The organism is Sneathiella sp. D3-11 (genome assembly GCF_055809395.1).
The window spans coordinates 2930243-2950253 of the sequence record NZ_CM147911.1 but is presented as its reverse complement, the minus strand read 5'-3'; the positions used below and the strand labels follow the sequence as shown (position 1 = coordinate 2950253).

The 20011-nt window shown below is 51.0% G+C and carries 14 protein-coding genes and 1 pseudogene; 1 reads left to right on the top strand and 14 read right to left on the bottom strand.

Translation table 11 applies throughout. From position 1 onward, the window contains the following. Positions 1-9 precede the first annotated feature (9 nt). A complete protein-coding gene (locus AC0L73_RS14950) occupies positions 10-1152 on the bottom strand; it encodes a substrate-binding domain-containing protein (protein WP_473654104.1) in 1143 nt (380 codons plus the stop codon). Positions 1153-1277: 125 nt separating this feature from the next. Between AC0L73_RS14950 and AC0L73_RS14945 the strand changes: the two genes are divergently transcribed. Continuing rightward, positions 1278-1721, top strand: coding sequence for a MarR family winged helix-turn-helix transcriptional regulator (locus tag AC0L73_RS14945; RefSeq protein ID WP_227950896.1), 444 nt, complete (start codon positions 1278-1280; stop codon positions 1719-1721). A 132-nt stretch (positions 1722-1853) separates the two neighbouring features. On the opposite strand, the pseudogene ppc reads toward AC0L73_RS14945, so the two are convergent. From ppc to AC0L73_RS14880, 13 genes and pseudogenes are all read right to left on the bottom strand, one after another. Beyond that, positions 1854-4621 (bottom strand): annotated as a pseudogene (ppc, locus tag AC0L73_RS14940) (phosphoenolpyruvate carboxylase). A gap of 255 nt (positions 4622-4876) precedes the next feature. Continuing rightward, positions 4877-6232, bottom strand: coding sequence for an acetyl-CoA carboxylase biotin carboxylase subunit (locus tag AC0L73_RS14935; protein WP_227950892.1), 1356 nt, complete (start codon positions 6230-6232; stop codon positions 4877-4879). A 79-nt stretch (positions 6233-6311) separates the two neighbouring features. After that, complete coding sequence (locus tag AC0L73_RS14930; RefSeq protein WP_473654103.1) at positions 6312-8255, bottom strand: TRAP transporter permease; 1944 nt, start codon at positions 8253-8255, stop codon at positions 6312-6314. Between the two features lie 174 nt (positions 8256-8429). Further along, the gene (locus tag AC0L73_RS14925; RefSeq protein ID WP_227950888.1) at positions 8430-9410 is read right to left on the bottom strand and encodes a TAXI family TRAP transporter solute-binding subunit; all 981 of its coding nucleotides are present in this window, start codon (positions 9408-9410) and stop codon (positions 8430-8432) included. Positions 9411-9484: 74 nt separating this feature from the next. Further along, positions 9485-11008, bottom strand: a complete 1524-nt coding sequence (locus tag AC0L73_RS14920) for an acyl-CoA carboxylase subunit beta (RefSeq protein WP_473654102.1) — start codon at positions 11006-11008, stop codon at positions 9485-9487. A gap of 72 nt (positions 11009-11080) precedes the next feature. After that, entirely contained in the window at positions 11081-11302 is a 222-nt protein-coding gene (locus tag AC0L73_RS14915) for an acyl-CoA carboxylase biotin carboxyl carrier protein subunit (RefSeq protein ID WP_473654101.1), read from the bottom strand. A 24-nt stretch (positions 11303-11326) separates the two neighbouring features. Beyond that, complete coding sequence (locus tag AC0L73_RS14910; RefSeq protein WP_473654100.1) at positions 11327-12886, bottom strand: acyl-CoA carboxylase subunit beta; 1560 nt, start codon at positions 12884-12886, stop codon at positions 11327-11329. Continuing rightward, positions 12883-14169: a CaiB/BaiF CoA transferase family protein gene (locus tag AC0L73_RS14905; RefSeq protein ID WP_473654099.1), complete on the bottom strand. Its 1287-nt coding sequence runs from the start codon at positions 14167-14169 to the stop codon at positions 12883-12885. Before AC0L73_RS14905 ends, AC0L73_RS14910 begins: the two co-directional genes overlap by 4 nt. Before the next feature lie 14 nt (positions 14170-14183). Next, positions 14184-14882 carry a GntR family transcriptional regulator gene (locus AC0L73_RS14900; RefSeq protein ID WP_473654098.1) on the bottom strand — a complete coding sequence of 233 codons (699 nt, stop codon included), beginning with the start codon at positions 14880-14882 and terminating at the stop codon, positions 14184-14186. 366 nt (positions 14883-15248) lie between these two features. Next, on the bottom strand, positions 15249-16775 hold the full coding sequence (locus tag AC0L73_RS14895; RefSeq protein WP_227950875.1) for a sugar ABC transporter ATP-binding protein: 1527 nt from the start codon (positions 16773-16775) through the stop codon (positions 15249-15251). Beyond that, a complete protein-coding gene (locus AC0L73_RS14890; protein ID WP_473654097.1) occupies positions 16775-17887 on the bottom strand; it encodes an SMP-30/gluconolactonase/LRE family protein in 1113 nt (370 codons plus the stop codon). Before AC0L73_RS14890 ends, AC0L73_RS14895 begins: the two co-directional genes overlap by 1 nt. Next, positions 17887-19200, bottom strand: a complete 1314-nt coding sequence (locus AC0L73_RS14885) for an SMP-30/gluconolactonase/LRE family protein (RefSeq protein ID WP_473654096.1) — start codon at positions 19198-19200, stop codon at positions 17887-17889. The genes AC0L73_RS14890 and AC0L73_RS14885 overlap by 1 nt, the downstream gene beginning before the upstream one ends. Next, entirely contained in the window at positions 19097-20011 is a 915-nt protein-coding gene (locus AC0L73_RS14880) for an ABC transporter permease (protein WP_473654095.1), read from the bottom strand. The genes AC0L73_RS14885 and AC0L73_RS14880 overlap by 104 nt, the downstream gene beginning before the upstream one ends.

Below are 20011 nucleotides of genomic sequence, written 5' to 3'. Positions count from 1 at the left end.
CTTTGCGTATCAGAGTTTCTCAACTATCGAGAATTTGTAACCGTCCGCACGGGCGAGATACATCGGCAAGGTCTTACGTTTATTATTGATATAACATGCGTCTCTTGCGGACCGATACTTAATGGGCGAACGTGTATGCACATAGTCTTGACCCGCCGACTGCATTCTCGTCAGTTCAGCGAGAAACTGAACACCTTCATATAAGGATTGCCCGATCGAATTCAGCGCGGGCGCGCGCTCCCCATGAAAGCTGTGATATCTTTCCTTAAAGCTATTATTCGACGGTGTATCTAAGACAGAAAAATAGGATGAGGATGAATAGAGCTTCTTGGAATTTTCATCGCCAATCGCCAGAAGGCAATTCTCCTCGATGGCACAAGACAACCTGACAATCTTCTGATCCAGTCCGAAGGCACCAAAGGCACGGTTGAAGTCAATCGAGTCCTGCCCGACGAAAGATATCAGTACCGCGTCAACGCCTTTCTCTTCAAGCTGATAGAGCAACCTCTCCGTATGATCGACACCGAACGGCACATAGTCTTCAATAGCGACATTGCCTCCCAAGGAGCGAATACTTTGCTTGGCGAGAAAATTTGACGCCCGGGGCCAGACATAGTCACTCCCAATCAGCGCCCAATTCTTGACTTTATGAAGACTGCTGATCGCCTGTATAGCGGGAAGCAGTTGGTCACTTGGCGTTTCCCCGATGGCATAGACCCCAGGGCTATTCTCTCCGCCTTCATAAAGAGGCGTGTAAACATGTGGCACCCTTCCCCGAACAACCTTGGCAAGCTGTTGCCGGACGGCGCTGATTTGCATGCCGACAATCGCGTCAATCTCCTGACGCTCGATCATTTCATGAATGGTGTGGTACAGGATGTCTTCCGATTCAATGGCAGAATCTATCAGGACAAACTCCACCTGCTTACCCATAATGCCATTTGCGGCGTTCAATTCAGAAAGAGCGATCTGCGCACTCGCAATACAGGAAGGGCCCCATAAACCCGCTGCGCCGCACATCGGCACAAGCAGGCCAATGCGAAAACAGTTATTGCAATCCGTCAGGCGAAATCTCTCAAAGGCTGTAATATTCTGATCGAATATTGCTTGCCCCATTACAAATCGACGGCTCAGGTCCATGTCACCATGCATTTCGATCCTGCCCCCACAGAAATACGAAACATCATTGAAGAAAATAATTTTCCATTTCAAGTATACAGGCTATCATTAATATTGTAAATCACCTGCAATTGTTCGCAAAAAGGCGCTTTTTGAAGATGAGTAATCGTAAGGAAAAAATTACCGACAATCTGGCCTATGTCCTTGCTCAGGCCCACCGCAATGTTCACCAAATGCTGGAAAAGCAGCTCCGGCTTGAAGGCATGCAGGTGGAGAACTGGCGCATCCTTGATGTGCTGAGCGATGAGAAAGGCCGATCCATGGGCGACCTGGCAGAAATTGTTCTGATGAACCATCCGGCCCTGACAAAAATGCTGGATAAGATGGTTGCCAATGGCCTCGCTCATCGGACGCTCGATCCAAACGATCAACGAAAAGTCATTGTATTTATTACCAATTCCGGCCTTGAACTGCATCAGAAGCTGAACGCGCATGCCGTCGAGTTCAACAAGAAATTTTCATCGAATATCGGAACGAAGAAGCTGCAGGAGCTTAAAGATTTACTCAACGAAATCATCGATGAAACAACACCGGTGCAATAGCTAGAGAACGGTGTCGAGCCCAGAGTGCATTGCAAGGTCAGGCTGGAGGTGAAAATATCCATCTTCTTCCAGAGACCTCAAATCACTGAAAGTGAGTAGCTCCCCGCCACGCATCAAATTTTTGATTTCACATTACCCACTGTTGCGTAAACCCGCGGCGATGCCATTGATTGCAATATGGATCCCGCGCAACAGTCTGGGATTATCAGCACTGTTTCGGCTTTGCTTTAAAAGCTCTACCTGAATATGGTTTAGCGGATCAAGATAGGCGTATCGGTTATGAATTGATCGATCGAGCAGCGGGTTCTCCTGCAATAGCTGATTGTGATCCGCAATGCTGAGTAGTGCATCAATTGAACTCTGCCATTCGCCGCGGATCCGGCCAAAAATGGCCTCTCTTAGCTCGACATCCGGAACAAGGCTAGCGTATCTTGAGGCAATCGCTATGTCGCTTTTCGCCAATACCATATCCATGTTCGATAGTTGAGTTTGGAAAAATGGCCAGTTTGCATACATATCCCTCAGAGTAGATAGACCCGTCTCAGGGTTTTTCTCAAGCCATAGCTTCACGGACGTTCCGAACCCGTACCAGCCGGGAAGCATCAATCGGCATTGCGCCCAGCTAAACACCCAGGGAATTGCGCGCAAGTCCTCCACCCGACGGGTCTTTTTTCGTGACGCCGGACGTGAGCCAATATTCAGGGTCGAAATTTCATTAATAACTGTCGACGCCCAGAAGTAATCTTCAAAACCCTCCGTTTCATAAACCAGATTTCGATAGGCCTTAAAGGCTTCCTCAGACAATTCATCCATCGTATCAATATAATGGGCGGGAACGGATTTCTGATCTTCCCCTAGGAGCGAGGCCTCAAATGTTGCCGCCGCCAAGCTTTCGAGATTCCGGCGGCCGAGTTCCGGTTTTGAGTATTTGAAGGAAATTGTCTCCCCCTGCTCTGTAATCCTGATCTGCCCCTGTACCGCGCCCTTTGGCTGCGCGAGAATGGCCTCATAGCTCGGCCCACCACCGCGCCCAACTGTCCCCCCCGGCCATGAAACAAACGCAGCCCAACGCTGTGGCGGCTAAAGAGCTCAATGAGAGCCGTTTCCGCTTTATAGAGTTCCCAACCCGACGTTACAAAGCCACCATCCTTGTTGCTATCGGAGTAGCCCAGCATCACTTCCTGAACACCGCCGCGCGCATCTAGCAGCTTCCTGTATTCCGGAATGGAGAGCAACTCATCCATAATTCCTATGCAATTGCGCAAATCTTCAATTGTCTCGAACAAGGGAACAATATTGATCTTGCTCCTCCCTTCGGGAGAGACAAGCCCAACCTGCTTTAAGAGCGTTGCCAGTTCCAGTAAATCGGAGACACTTTGCGTATTTGAAATAATGGCGGTCATAATAGCTTCATCGCCATATTGCTTTTGCGACGCGGCAACCTCCTCCAGAATTTTAATCTCTGAAGCGGTTTCCTCCGAATAAGTCCAAAAAGACCGTAGCAAAGGTCGCCCTGAACGCAGCTCAGCGATAAGAAGCGCTACCCGCTCCGACTCCGTCAATTCTCCATAATGGATATCCGGATCAACTGCATTTAGCAGCTCGGCAACGGAACGGGCATGCACATCTGAGTTTTGTCGCAAATCAAGCGTTGCCAGATGGAACCCGAAACAGCGAACGGCCCGCCGGAGCTGTTTGAGTCTGCCATCGGCGATTAATTGTGACTCATGCGCCATCAGGGAGGCATGAATGATATCAAGATCCGTCAGATACTCCTCTGCATTTAAATAGGCCGGTGCCGGGCCTAATGGCGCACGTGCGGGGGCAGGCGACCCAAACGCCGTCAAGGTTGCAACAAGTCGCGCATAAATTCCCGATATTGCCCGCCGATACGGCTCCCCCTGTCGATGGGGCGAATGATCAGGCGATTTGTCGGCCAGCGCCAGCAACTCTGGTGACATTTCAACGATATTCGTCGAAATCGACAGTTCGCTCCCTAATTGATGTGTTTCCTCAAGATAAAAATTGAGAGCATGGGCATTCTGCCGCTGAAGCGTCTGACGCAGTACTTCCGCTGTTACGAACGGGTTTCCGTCCCGATCGCCGCCAACCCAACTCCCCATTCGCAAAAATGATGGAATTGAGACATTCTCCGATCCAAGCCCCTGTCGCGCAAGCTCATCTTCCAGATCGGCATAGAATCTCGGAAGTTCAGCAAAGAACGTTTGGTCGTAATAAGAAAGGCCATTTTGTATTTCGTCAGAAATCTGCAATTTTGTCCGCCGCAGGATATCCGTTTGCCAGATCGTCAGAACCTCACGGCGGAGTGCTTTATCAAGGGCGTCAATTTCCTTCTTGGTCCAATCGACACGCTCCCGCTTTTCCAGCAAATCTGCAATCGCCATTTCCCGTCGCATTGTGCTCTTGCGTCTCACTTCTGACGGATGTGCCGTCAAGACCGGGCTGACTATCGCAGTTTTAAAGAAGTGATCAAGTTGCTCGGCTGTAACATTCTCATTCTTAACTTTCGCCAGCGCATTAGCCATGGTTCCGGGCCGTGGCAGAGAGCCTGTAATATCGTGGAAACGGTTGCGCCTGATATGATGCTGATCTTCCGCGATATTGGCAAGCTGCAGAAAATAGCTATACGCCCGGAGAACCAAAACTGCTTGTTCTATCGACAGTTTATTGAGAATCCCTTCAAGTTCCTCCCTGTCCTCAACCGAATTACCACGCTGGAACTGGATGGAAGATCGCCGAATGGCCTCAACCAAGCCGAAGATCGTCTCGCCTTCTTGTTCAAGAATTGAGTCCCCGAGCAACCGCCCCAACAGCCGAATGTCTTCTCGCAACGGTGCATCTTTTTCTGACACATGCTCATCGGCTTTTGTTGTCATCATTCACTCATTTCGCCATTAATGGGAGTCGGGCCACATTTCTAAATACGCCGCAAAGTGCATTACTCTAATAACGCATTCTGCACCCTAACTCTTAAAATGCACCCAAAGCAATAAGGACCTCAACTTCACAATCTCGCGCTTTTGGGCGAACCGCTAGGCGCAAGTTTCCATTATAAGCCGTCTGATAAGATCAAAGGCTATTAGATCTTGATGCTGTCTCAAGAATAGCGATTACGGCGAAGGCCAGGGCATCCCCTATTTGGAGAGCTTTTCAATATAATTCGTAGTGATGTTAACTTCAGCAAAATCAGGGTCTGACAGAACGTCCAATAGAAACGCAATATTGTTCCCTAGCCCTTCTATCCTTGTTTTGGACAGGGCCTCTCGCATTCGTGCAATGGCGGCCTTCCTATCTACGCCCGAAGTAATAATTTTCGCGATCATCGGATCGTAATAGGGCGTGATGGTATCGCCTTCAACCACCCCTGTGTCGATACGCAAGTCTGCTGTCTCCTCTGGAAATGTAAGCGTGGCGAGCGTTCCGGGGGATGGCATGAATTTCTTCTCCGGCCGCTCCGCATATATCCGGCACTCGAGCGCATGACCGGTCAATGAAATGTCGTTCTGGTTTGCTGACACATACTCCCCAACCGCAGCCTCAATCTGACAACGAACGAGATCAATACCGGTCACCATTTCTGTCACCGCATGTTCCACTTGAATGCGGGTATTCATTTCGAGGAAATAGAAGTCATTCCGGTCGCAGTCATAAATAAATTCTACCGTACCGGCCCCGAGGTAGGCTTGATGCCGAACAAGCGTTAGTGCGGCCGCGCGCATACGCTCCCGTATGCCGTTTGAAAGAGCGGGTGCCGGGGCTTCTTCGATAATTTTCTGGAAGCGCCGCTGGATTGTGCAGTCCCTGTCAAACAGGTGAATGCCTTCACCGTTGCCAAAGCCGAAAATCTGGATTTCCACATGCCGTGCATTGGGAACATATCTTTCCAGAAAAATGGATGGATCGCCAAAAATACGTTCTGCCAGCTTCTGTGTAGTCTCAATCTGCGATGTGAGTTTCTCGGCCGCATTGACCGCCCGCATGCCAATTCCCCCGCCACCTGCGGCTGCCTTGACCAGCAACGGGTAGCCGATCGTCTCTGCGATCTTGGTGGGATCACCGTCATCTCCGGGACGAAAACGGCCACTCCCGGGTAGCACCGGCACATCCAGACTCATCGCGAGTTCGCGCGCACGTTCCTTGTCACCCATCGCATCGATAGTCGCCGGATCAGGCCCAATCCAGATATGTCCAGCATCTTGAACCGCCCGCGCAAAACCTGCGTTCTCAGCAAGCAACCCATAGCCCGGATGTACGGCATTTGCCCCGCTTTTCTGCATTACTTTCAGAATCATCTCGATGTCGAGATAGCTCTCGTTTACTGGCGGCGGACCAATTTCAAAGGCCTCATCCGCCATTTTTACATGCAGAGCTTCCTTGTCCGCCTCCGAATAGACGGCAACGCTTGGTATCCCCATAATCTTACAGGTACGAATAATCCGGCAAGCAATTTCACCGCGATTGGCGATCAGTAATTTATCTACAGAAGGCATGATTTTCTTTTTAATCCGTATTTTTATTATTCAAAGCTTATTTCTTTGTTTAAGACGATGCATCGTCGGCAACAGGTTATTACGTTTGCGCTTTTTCACCAAGCCAAACTGCCCGGCGTTGTCCGACGACCACAATTGCAAGCACGGCGATTGCGGTAACATCCAGCCACCATTCATTCGCAGCGACCAGTGCCCCGGTGATCCCAAGGAATAAGGCAATCGGGAGTGAAATACGCTGACGATAGAACCGTCCACCGCCAATAGCGAGGAGCATTGACGCAACAAAGCCCATGACAACTGACCACAGGATTTCGAGAGTGCCCGCCTCTAACAATACCGCCGGGCGAAAGACGAAGAACAACGGCATCAGGTATTTCATCAACGCAAGTCGAATAGAAACCAAGGAGACAGACCACCAGTCCGTCTTGGCGATAACAGCCGCCGTAAAGACAGCAGTGCAAACAGGCGGTGTGAGGGCGGAAAGCAATGCAGAATAGAATACAACAAAATGGGCAACCAGAGGATCAATGTCCAGGCTGATAAGGGCTGGTGCCGCGACTGCGGCGGCCAAAAGATAGGCCGCGGTAGTGGGCATTCCCATCCCCAAGATCAGCGCGACAATCATTGACAGCAAGACGCCGACAAACAGCTGCCCCCCGCCTATGCTGACAATCATTTCCGAAAGCTTGATACCGGAGCCGGTCAACCCGATGAGTGACAAGGCCACCTGCGCCGTAACCAGCAGGGCGAGGATACCGGTAATCCCAAATGCGGCCGAAATAACCGCTTTTTGTAGGTTCAAAATTCTCTGCTTAAGGTCCTTGCCATGGAATAGCCCTATCAACAGATAAAGCCCGACATTCGTGCAAATTGCATAGAAGGCGGCAAGGGTCGGTGTATTGCCCGAAAACATGCTGGTCAACAAGACCCCGAGAGTGACAACCAAAGGCCCGATACGCCCTATGGCAAGCACTTCCGCACGGGTAGGAAGTTCTGTTTCATCGAACGAGCGCATGTCTTCACGGCGCGCCTCAACATCGATTGACATCCAGACACAGACGTAAAACAACAGGGCCGGAATCGCCGCCGCATAAACAATATCTAGATAAGGCACAGAAAGTAGCTCGGCCATGACAAAGGCCCCAGCCCCCATGATCGGTGGGGTAATCTGGCCACCGGAAGAGGCTGTTGCCTCTACCGCGCCAGCAAAACTCGGTTTATAGCCGAGCCGCTTCATGGCAGGGATGGTAAAGGCCCCTGTACTTGCAACATTTGCGACCGCCGCTCCATTTAACATGCCAAAAAGAGCACTGGATACGGTTGCAACTTTCGCCGCTCCGCCCGGAAATCGTCCGGCTGCCAGCAGAGCCATATCCATGAAGGTTTGCGCCGCCCCCGTGGCCATCAGGAACGCTCCGAAAATGATGAAGATCGCAATAAGGTTTGCAGACAGTCCCGTGACGGTTCCCCATATCCCTTCCGTGCCGAGATATAAATGCTCAATCAGATACTGAAAATCAAAGCCCGGGTGGCCCCAGGTACCGGGGATATGCTGGCCCAACATCGTATACAGCAGCATAATGATAGCGAGAATAGGAAGGGCCGGCCCAGTCGTTCGCCAGGCGGCAACGAGTAAAATAATCGTCAGAATGGATCCCAAAATCAGGTCTATCGGCATCACTGCTAGATTAAAGGATTCTGTTATCCTTGTTTCCTGCGTCAGGATGTAAATGGTTGCCACTATGGAGAGAGCTGCAAAGACCATATCGCTGGCCTGCCAGAGATTTTTCCGCGAACCCATATTGCCGTAAAAACGGACAAAACCTAGGAACACAATAGCAAGGCCGAGCCCAACATGAACTGCGCGCTGTGACAAGGGCGGCAATTGCCCGAAACCGGCGGTATATATCTGGAAAAAGACGAGAGCGAAGCACAAAGCCCACATCAATGGCCGATAGATCCGGGGCATCGCATCCAACGCGTTCTCTTCGTCTTCTTCCTGCAATAGTTCTCCCGCGCTCATATCCTTTGATCCCTGCCGAAATTTTGAGCTGAATATTGGGTGATCACAGCTTACCCAAAGCAAATAATTTAGGGTAAGGGATGCATCTGTCTCCCGTTAGAACAACATTCTTCGAGGCGGGTATGTCCGGCGAGCCTGTTACACGCCGGACATACTTCCTCAAAGAAAAAACGCTTATTTCATTTCTGGTGGAATAAGACGTTCCGGAACCTCAAGACCACGAGAACGGTAGAATTTTACCGCGCCGCTATGCAGAGGAATGGTGATAAGGTTCAAAGAATCCTGCATCACGTCAAGTTTCCCAAAGGACGGAAAAGCCGCGACCTGTGGTCCCGGGTTATCGACGACACCCTCCAGAATGGCAATGACTTGCTCATCTGTCATACTATCCGCAAGTGCAAACTGGCCGATCACCTGAACGGGTGACGTAAATGCTGGAAAGTCTTCAACTTCATTATCTTTATATTTCTGAAAGTTGATGAACGGAAATTTTTCTTTCACCTTACCAACTTCTTCATCCGTAAAGCCGAGCAATCTGATCGGAGTAAAAGCCATCAATTCTAGCGTCGTACCATCCAAAACGGCCGTTCCACCCGCTTTTACATAGCCATTTGACCGATTGTCTTTAACCGCCGCGACGGCGTCGGCCAAGCTGGCACGATAAAGCTCTGGTTTTACATCAACTGCTTCAAGCATCTGGATGGCAAGCTGCTCTGTGGCAGAACCGCGTTGACCGGGGGTAAACTCCTTACCAGCCAAATCCGAAATTGACTTAATACCGGAGTCCTCCCGCACAACCCATGCCTGCAGGGCCGGCGCATGTACCCATAGACCCCGAAGATTTGGCATGGCGTTACCCTCGAATTTACCAATGCCTTTATAGGCCTGATAAATTGTTGCATAGGTGCCGAGGCCCATGTTGATCTGGCCCTGACCAATGCGTTTCAGGTTATCAACCGCACCGCCAGTCGAGATGACGGTAATATCAACTTTGTCACCTGATTTTTCATTGATGGCTTTCGCCGCTGACGCTGCATAGGTGTAATGCACCGATTTTAGAGCCGTTGTACCGAAAGCTATCCGGTCGGCGGCATTTGCCCCACCTGCAAGCATAAATACGGCACAAGCAGCCGCCAAACTGTTACGAATTTTCATTTTTATTACCTCCCTCTTCTTTATTTTAAGATCGAACCGGAATTCTTTAAGGACCGGCACCGATATGGCACCCGTCAGGGTGAAACGCCCGCCTTCCTTTTTGGGCCGAGATTGGCCTTGAGCCGACCTTCCGCAAGTGCGATATACTCACAAAGGATCGGGCGGGTTTCGCTCGGGTCGATTATTTCCTCCACTGCAAATGCTTCTGCTGTCCGGAATGGTGATGCATAGGCCCTGAGTTCCGCTTCGAGTTCTTTTTCGCGCGCCTTCGGATCGGCTGAATTTGCGATATCACGGCGGAATGCAGCGGCAACGCCTCCTTCCACCGGCAAAGATCCCCACTCACCGCTTGGCCAGCTTAATTTCAAGTCGATATCATTCTTGTTGCAGGTCGCCATGCCCGCCATGCCATAGCATTTCCGAATGACGAGAGTGAGCGTCGGCACGGTTAGTTGTCCCGCTACATAAACGGCGCGCATGCCTTCACGCAATGTGGCCTCCTGCTCCGCCTTCAGGCCCACCATGAAGCCCGGCACATCAACAAGAAAGACCAGCGGTATATGGAATGTGTCGCACAACTCCATAAAACGGATCTGTTTATGGGCAGAAGCCGCATCCATGGCACCAGAATAGAATTTCGGATTATTGGCGACGATGCCAACCGGACGACCGTCCAATCGGGCCAAAGATGTTATGACTGATTTTCCATTCGTTGGCTGAATTTCGAAAACCGATCCTTTGTCAACGACCAGATCAATCAGGTCGTGCATGCTGTAGGGCTGAGTGCGCTTTTCAGGCACAATATCGCGCAGTGCCGTCTCACACCGATCTACCGGATCGTCGCAAGGAACAACTGGCGGCATCTCCCATACATTCTGCGGCATATAACTTAGGAATCGGCGAACTTGATCAAGCGCCTCTTCTTCGGTATCAGCGGCGTTGTGAATTGTTCCGGCCTTATCAACAGCCGTCGCGGCACCGCCAAGTTCTTCCTTATCGATGTCGCGTCCCAACGATCTTTTCACAACTGGCGGACCGGCGGCGAAAATCTGGCTCGTCCCCCGAACCATGACCGAAAAGTGGGACAGAATTGCGCGTCCCGCTGGTCCCCCGGCAGCAGTTCCCAACACAGCGGAGACGACAGGCACTTCACCCAGTAGCTGAACCGAGCGTTCAAATCCATGTACACCTGGAAACGCGACATAGCCACGTCGCTTGGCTGAAGTAACCGTTCCCCCGGCCCCGTCAATCAGGTTGACCAGAGGAATTTTATAGTAATGAGCAAGATCTTCAATAAAGCCGCCCTGCCCGCCCTTACGACGCGCAGCACCAAAGGTCGTTCCGCCGCGAACAGTGAAGTCCTCACCGCCAATGGCAACAGGACGCCCATTTACTCGCGCCATTCCGGCAACGTAAGGTGCCGGTGTTACCCGAACCAGTTTATTGTTTTCATCATATTCGCCTGAGCCGCCAAGCGTGCCGACCTCACGAAAGCTGTCTGCATCCGTCAATTTGGAAAAACGTTCACGGACAGTCAGCCGCCCATTTGCATGCTGGCGCTCAATCGCTTCCGCCCCCCATTTCGAGGGCGGAGACACGCCTAAAGTGGAGCTCCTCATTAATGAGGGTCCCGGCGGTCTCTTCGTCGTCCGCTTTCGCCTTTTCTGAGTTTAGCTCTCGATTGTGCATAGCACCTGATCCTCATCGACGGAATCTTCCGGTTTTACTTTCAGTTCAGACAACGTACCGTCAACCGGGGCCTCAACCGGGATTTCCATCTTCATAGATTCCAGAATCATAATGATGTCGCCGGTTTTCACCGCATCGCCCACCTTCATTTCCACTTTCCAGACCGAGCCAATTACCTCGGATGAAACATTCGTGATGCTCATTTACGCGTCTCCAATTTGCTGCGTTTAAAATGTCGTCGGCCAGTTGGCCAATTTATGACGGCCGATACCACGACTGCGTCTTAAGTGCTGAATTTTCAATTCTTCAATGAGATATCTGCGGGTATCCTGTGGCGCAATAACACTCTGTGCCGCGAATATCTGCGCGAGACCGAGATAAGTGCTATTCCGCTCCATATCCTCGCGGATGGCTTCTTTTTCTGCGTCACTGGCATTCCGCCCCCAGGTCACGACGTCTGTCGCATATCTCGGGTCCATGAAGCTGACCTCCGCCGTTGGCCAGGCGGCTACGGAATCGGAATTACGCCCACCGCCCATATTGAGATACGCTTGCCCATAGCTCTTACGCATAATCACGGAAAGTTTGGGAACTGTGCACATCTGCAGGGCGGTCATGAAATTGATGATCTTACCCGGTGCTTTCTTTTTCTCGCCTTCGATACCGATCACGAAACCTGGTGTATCGACCAGCATGATGATCGGGATATTGAAACTATCGCACATCACAAGAAAGCGTGTGACCTTCTCGCAACCGGCGACGTCCAGCGCCCCGGCCTTTGCTATCGGATTATTGGCTACTACACCGACAACGCCGCCATCCAGTCGAGCAAGCCCGGTTACCGCTGTGCGTCCGAAGCGTGGCTTGAGCTCAAAGAAGCTCTCCTGATCAACAACGCAATTGATAATTTTACGTACGTCGTAGCCGCGTTTCCGGCTGTCCGGCAAAATTTGCGGAATATTCGCCGCCGCCTCATCGCTGCCTGCAGGCACATCCGCGACTGGCGGCGTTTCGCTATTGTGCGAGGGCATGTAGGATAGGAATTTGCGAATTTCGACGAGCGCTTCCTCATCTGTCTCAACGACGCGATCCACCATCCCGGTTTCCTCGCTATGGAGTTTCCAGCCCCCCAGATCTTCAGGATCAACTGTCTGTCCGATAGCTAGAGAGGCTAAAGCGGGACTGGCGACGGCAAGAACGCCGCCTTTGCGCATAACCGTGAAATCGGCAAGGCAGGAATACCACGCGGAAGAACCAAAACACTGACCGAGAACTGCCGACACCCAAGGTGTTTCGCGCTCCCTTGCGTATTGATGTGGATCGTTGCCGAGCATGGTTCCCATACCTTCCGACCCCATATTATCGGGCATCCGGGCGCCGGAAGATTCTCCCAGGAAGATCAGTGGAAAACCCCGATCCGTTGCGGTACGCTTGATATGTCCGATTTTCTTCATGTTGGTCATGCTGGACGATGCGCCCTTGACCGTAAAATCGTTGGAAACCACACCAACCATGCGATCTTCGATCAATCCAAATCCGGCCACCTTGCCGTCCGCAGGTGTCTTGTCCCGGTCTTCATCAAATACCGTGGAAACCCCGAGCAATCCATTTTCAGAGAAAGTCCCCGGGTCGAGCAAGGCATCGATACGACTTCTGGCATTCATAACACCAGCAGCCTCTCGACGCGCGAGCTTTTCCTTACCGCCCATCTGCCGCGCACGCTCTTCCAACGCACGCAATTGCGTCAGGCGACCGTCAAGGGTTTCTGATTCTTCTAGCTCACTCATTTTGTTACTCCGGCAGGCTGTTTTTGGTTCTTATTTTTTACGTCGGCAGATTTCTGTTCTGGACCTTTGACGGTTGAATTGCGCTCAAGCTGATTGATTTGATCCACCGAAAGGCCCAGCTCCTCACCCAGCACGTCATAAGTATCTTCACCGCATTGTGCACCGGCCCGCCAAATCTCTCCTGGCGTGCCCGAAAGTTTTGGTACGACCCCGGCCATCGTCACATCGCCAAGCTTTGGATCTTCCACATCAACAAGCATATCCCGTTCTCTAAAATGTGGGTCGGCGAAAATATCCTCCATCGTATAGATGCGCGCAGCAGGGACATTTGCGGCCAGCAATTCGTTCTCTATCTCTTCAACCGATTTTGAACGAGTCCATTCTGTAATTATGAGATCACATTCATCCTCATTTTTTGCGCGGGCTACAGCCGTTGCAAATAGCGGGTTTTCGCTAAGTTCTGGCTTGCCTATAGCAGTGGCGAGACGCCGGAAAACCGGATCGGACGCAGCCGCAATCACAACAAACCGATTATCGCCTGTTGGATAAATCGAGTTTGGTGTGTTCCCTGGCAGGCGAGAGCCGGCGCGTTGAGCAACTTGTCCCAGTTGCTGAAAGGCTGGCACATGAGGTTCCATAAAACTAAAAGCAGACTCATACAGCGCAGAATCAACAACCTGACCAATGCCAGTACGATTTCGCTCCACCAGCGCCATCATCGCCCCGAATGCGCCATAAAGGCCGGTAATATAATCCGTAAGAGATGTCGCCACCCGCGGTGGTGGCCTGTCCGGATCACCGGTAATTTCCCGAAGGCCACTTACCGCTTCGCCAACAACACCATAGCCGCTTCTGCTGCTATAGGGCCCTGTCTGACCGAATCCACTGATCCGAACCAAGACAAGGCCCGCATTTTCCTTAGAAAGGTCTTCATAGCCAAGCCCCCAACGTTCGAGCGTACCGGGGCGAAAATTCTCAACAACGATATCGGCTTCGATACAGAGTTTTCGAACCAGATCGCGGCCCTGTTCCTGCCTCATATTAATTGAGACCAGCCTTTTGTTTCGAAGTATTGAAGCCCCATAAAGTGATTGTCCCTTCCGCCGGGTTCCCATGGAACGCACAGCGTCCCCCTCCGGCTGTTCGACCTTGATGACATCTGCGCCAAAGTCGGCCATGAGGCGCGCGCAGAAAGGCCCGGCTACTGTCGATCCCAGCTCTATGACCCGCACCCCTTTCAAGGGGCCTGCCCCGGTATCTTTTTTGTTTTTACTGGGTGTCATGATCTGGCCTGATGTCAGAGGAGGAAGTCGTTATATTTAAGGAACCACTGACGCGCGCTTCGAATATTGTCTCGCTTTAACTCTTCCGCCCGATCTGCGTCCCCTGCCTGAATGGCCCGAAGGATTTCCTGATGCTGACGGAAGCCCTCACTCGCTCGTCCGGGCACCAGCATCAAACGGCGCGTCATACTCAGGACGCGATCATAGATATCGTCGAGCAGCCCTCTTAATGTGTCGCTGCCCGCCGCTTCAATACAACCTTGCCGAAATTGGGCGATCGCCGCCATATAGGCGTTAAAATCGTTATCTTCGACGGCCTTTCCGAGATCATCCCCAAATAGATTGATCAGGTCATCCCAATACTCTGGCTCCGTATTCTGTGTCGCCAGCCGGACCATTAATCCTTCCAGCACCTCTCTAACATCGAACAATTCAAGAAAGCTGTCCGCCTCAAGGCGCATGACAACGGCACCTTTATTCGGAATTCGCTCGATAAGCCCGCGCTCTTCCAGTATCCCGAAGGCATCCCGAACCCGGGATCGCGATACGCTGAATTCTTCGGCCAACTCATTCTCTCGGATGCGAGACCCAGGCGGCATTTCATTGGTCACAATGCGTCGACGCAGCTCGTCGACGAGTCTGTCAGTATCAGAACCAGCGGGCTTCGGATTAGACGCGACAGTTGTCAGCTTGGTGACATTTCTTTTTGTCATAAATTTTCGATTTTTCTCGTTTGATTTCCCTGTTAAGCAAACGATATGCATTGCCAATAATATTGTCAACAATATAATATGCAACTATGTCGGCAACAAAGAATTGGGCAGAAACCAACATCTAGAGACAGGGTCACGATGTCGCACTAAATGGATTAGGAAGTCGATTTCGAGGAGGTGACACGAGATTCGAGCCAGCCCTAGTAAATGACGAATTCACCTCATCGGAGGCGGCATCCGACAAAATAATCATCGTCCTTCGAGGGGGAAACGACAATGCCCCTCGCCCGCCGCTTCGTCGCAGCAAGCAGAGCATCGAGCCAGTAACAGTGGGACTTGTGGACGAATAATAATTGAAGAACTATTTTAATGCACCGCCGCATACATAATTTTTTCTTCTGTTACATCTGTTGAGTTAAATTCTTCAACGATGCGTCCCTGCCGCGCTACAAGCACACGATCCGCTAATGCCATCACTTCTGGCAGATACGAGGAAATCACAAGTACCGTAACGCCTTCCGCCGCCAGATCGCGAATGATCTGATGAATTTCAGGAATGGATCCCACGTCAACCCCGCGGGTTGGCTCGTCAAAAATCACGAGTTTTGGCCTCTGCACGACGGATTTTGCGACAACAACTTTTTGCTGGTTGCCCCCTGATAGCTCATTGACCCGGGTTTCTCCGGATGGCGCCCGGACGGCCATCTTCTTGACCATTTCAGGGCCAAGCGTATTGCGCTGCTTTTTTGATACCAGAAAAGAACTGCCTAGTTTGCTGGCGAGCCATGACAAATAAATGTTGTCGTTAATGGACATCGTTTCCAGAAAACCTTCAACTTTCCTGTCTTCGGTAATATAGACAATACCATCATCAACGGCTTGTTTGGGAACGCGGTATCGAACGGCTTTGCCGTCAAGAAAAATACGCCCTCCATGAAAAAGGTTTCGCTTATAAGCTCCGACAATAATTTTGGCAATTTCCGTCCTGCCGGATCCAACCAAACCGGCTAACACGGCGATCTCTCCTTCATACGCTGAGAAAGACATATTCTTGACCATATTACCCATGGTTACATTTTCAACGGTCAGCATTTTTTTCTTTTTCTTGGCCACCCCTGAAGTCGTACCGCTTGATCCTTCGTGATGGTAGATCGTCTGCTCCTCGCTCCGGCCGACCATATGCCTGACAAGGTCATCACGCGACATATTGCCAGTTTCATCGGTGACGATATGCTTGCCATCGCGGAGTACGGTGATCCGATCGGAGATTTCGAGAGATTCTTCCAATGCATGCGAAACATAGATAATCGCAACACCGCGAGCTTTCAGGTCACGGACAAGATCAAAAAAATGTTGTTTTTCTTCCGGTGTCAGTGTGGCCGTTGGCTCATCAAATATGATGACCTTGGCGTCATGATAAACGGCGCGCGCAATTTCAACCATTTGTCGTTGCGCGGCACCAAGCATAGACACTGACAGCGTTGGATCGACATGAAAGTTCAAGGTTTGTAGCATGACCTGACCTTCAATATAGAGGCCACGCATGCGTGTCAGGAATTGTTCCTTACCCAATCTCAAATTCTGCGCAACAGACATTGACGGCACCAGGCTGGTTTCCTGATACACCATGGCAATCCCGACATCGAGAGCTTCACCCGGATCGGCGAAACTCCGCTCTTCACCGTTGATATAAATCGAGCCCGATGTCAACTTGATGGTACCTGCCATGGACTTGCACAAGGTCGATTTTCCTGCCCCGTTTTCTCCCGCCAAAGCATGTATCTCACCCGGATACAAGTCGAAGCTAACATTCTCAATGGCGTGAACGCCACCGTATATTTTCGTCGCTCCCTTTATCTCAATAATTGGTTTAGGCGTAGTGTTTTCGTTCATTATTGACCGCCTTGTTCAATGCAAATTACCATCTCACTACCCTTTGCCGCCGCCACAGCTTTACCAGACCAAGACGCCAGCCCTGTTACTCCGTGAACCTTTCCGTCAGCCCGGCTGTGCATACTGCCGACTATCTCAAAATCCTCATCAAGTCGCACAACCAGCCCGTACGACCGCGGGGGCGCCCAAGGCTTGATAATACCTAGCACACGAAAGCCACCCCCTTGAAGAGGTTCCAGAAAATGCCTCTCTGGCTCTAGTTTCGGGCGAACCCAGTATTCAGGATCAATGGTTTCCATCATTTCCTGCCGATAGTCATCCTCTTCCAGAACGAATTCCAGCATCTCGGTTCGCATGCCGAACAACGCCAGCCAAAAACCACCCTTTTCTCGGGCGCAGATACGACCGGGATACCCTGGAAGATTGGGAATGAGCACCTCTCGCTTGAAAGTGACTTTTGGGTCTGATGACATGCGGAAAAGCGAATGTGACCAGCTTTCACAAACGACAAGTTTCTGTCCATCTTCTTCAACCAGTATACCATTGGGATAGGCTAGGTTATCGGCAAGAACCTCGGAAGTGCCTTGCTCAGGATGCCAGCGTAGAACCCTGCCTGAACGGTTTTTTTCCATTAAGTCATGAACCCAATCGGATGCGCTATGCTGCGATGACCCTTGGCAAATATATAGATGGCCGTCATCGGATTCGGCAACAGCTGTAGGGCAAACAATTGGTACGCCGTCAACTGAGTCAAGCCGCGCACCCTCCATGGGGCCGCCTTTGATCTGGACTCCCGTTCCATCAAGGCAGACAGCAATTCCACCATTGTTCAAACAGGTAATCGCTCCAACAGCGCTGTCAAATATCGCAAATTCGACAAGTCCCGTGTCCGTCGTGTGTCGAAAGACGCTGTTTTGACTGGAAATGTAAAGAGCGCCATCATTTCCGAAGGTCACATCATCCGGTTTTATGATCTCACCTTCGCCCAAGATGACCTCGCAATCATCCAGTCCGTTATTCGGCCGCAAAGGCCCATCCATTGACGGAATAGCATGAGTTTCGCGATCAGGAGAGACAATATCCCTAATCATTTCCATCCATCTGGCCGCCATTATTTCGGTCCCCAGTAATTTTCCGGGCCGGTCCAATTCGGATCTGCATCCGGTAGATCGATAACCCCGATCCGGTTATTCATCAACCCACCCAAATACAATTTCCCTCGATGTTCCCGCATAGAGGTTATGGCAGGATGACTCTCACCGCCTTTGTCCCAATAGGTTTCCAACACTTCACCGTCCCCTGAGAACTTGATAACACAACCGTTATTGATATTTGAATATATCCACTCGTCAGGTGGCACGCGCTTGACCATACGCGTTCTGAACCCTGGCTTCTTCATAGCCAGATCAAAGGCCGGCGTACGCATGCCGGTTAAAGCGAGCCAGTAATTCCCGTCCGATGCCCGATTAATATTATCCGGATTTCCCGGCAGGTTTTCTATGGCGACTTCCAGTTTTCCTTTGTTCGGCCCGGCAATCCAGTATTGCATAATATTACATGCCCAGGTTTGCGCGAAAAACAGAGATTGGCCATCGTGAGCGATACAAACGCCATTCGGAAAGACGAGATCACGCAAAATCGTACGTGTTTGCTTTTTTGCCGGGTCATAGCAGACCAGCCGCCCGTTACCGCGACCTTCCAGACCGTCCATTGCCCAGCTGTGCATCTCGTAGCGTATGGTCGCTTCACTGAAATAGATTTTACCATCCGGGGCGATATCAAGGTCATCTGCAAGCCTGAGGCGACTGTCATCATTAATTTTCCAAGGTGTCCGATTGGTTTCATCTGTGATTTTGTAAACTTCACCATCGGGATGAACGCCATAAACGCCCATTCCACCAATGCAGATAATCAGGTTATCTTCGGCATCAAAAGCCATTCCCAACGGCCTCCCACCAATCCGGGCGAAGACTTCCTGATGTTCATGATTGTCGCCGCTAAAACGGACAATCCAGCCCTCCCGCGTGCCTGCATATAGCCTGTTTTGTCGATCAAGAATAACATCCTCCGGACCGTCAATTGTACCCAGGCCAATCGCACGAGCGTTATTGAGCTTACTGTTTTGCTCAAACACCGTGTGCGAATTAATACGCGCATCCGGCCGCTCCCCTAAGTCCAGAAATGCGGGCACTACATAGATCTTTGAAATGGCCTTGTTCTTGTTCTTCAACCATTTCACGTCGATGCCCACGGCGATTAACATAATCATGCCCTGCATCACCAATGTGGGGCCACCAGTAACGCCGAGACGGACCAGCCCGTTAATCAGCACCAGAATTGTTGTAGCTCCGATCAAGGCACGCCCGACAGAGCCTTTCCCGCCGGCAAGACTTACACCACCAAGGACTGCCGCTGTTAAAGCCATGACCTCCAGTGCCATCGCCGGTGTTAGATGAAGAACTGTTCAGCCGAGTAGCGTAAACCAAACCCGCAGTAGCACTCAAAATGCCAGATAAGACATAGGTGCAAAAAATCGTAAAATCGATCCGGATACCAGCATGACGGGCGGCTTTGCGGTTCGATCCGATCGCAGCCACATGCCAGCCCGGCCGAGACCGACTGAGCAGAATATGGGCAATGATTGCCACGATAATCAGAATAATAATATTCGCCGGAATTCCGAACAGGGTGCCATCGCCAATGAAGTCCCAGACTTCGCTTTCCTGATAACCCGTTGCAATCTCCACCGCGTAAATCGGCGTTATCAGGTCGAAGGTCGCCCTGAAGAGCAACAAAGTAACAAGGGTCGTAAGAAAGGCTCCCAGTTTCAAGTAACCAATGAGCACGCCATTGATCGCCCCCATCAGAGCGCCCGTTAAAATTACGAGGGGGATTACGCCCCAGACCGGAATTTCAAACACATTAAACAGGACCAGCGCAACGAAATCAGCGAGTGCGAACATTGCCCCGACACTCAGATCAATGCCGCCAACCATCAAAACCAGTGTCATCGCCAACACGACAAAACCGAATTCAGCAAACTGGCTGAAAGTATCAGATAGGTTGGAGAAAGAGAGGTACCCGGGTATCGCAACGGCGCAGAATATTAACACCATGCACATCATCAAAAACGGAATGATAGATTCCATCCATCGCTTGGCAAGAAGTTCAGCGACCGCACGCTGAAAAGACCATTTATACCGGACTTTCTGGATAGTTTCAGTGATAGATGACAT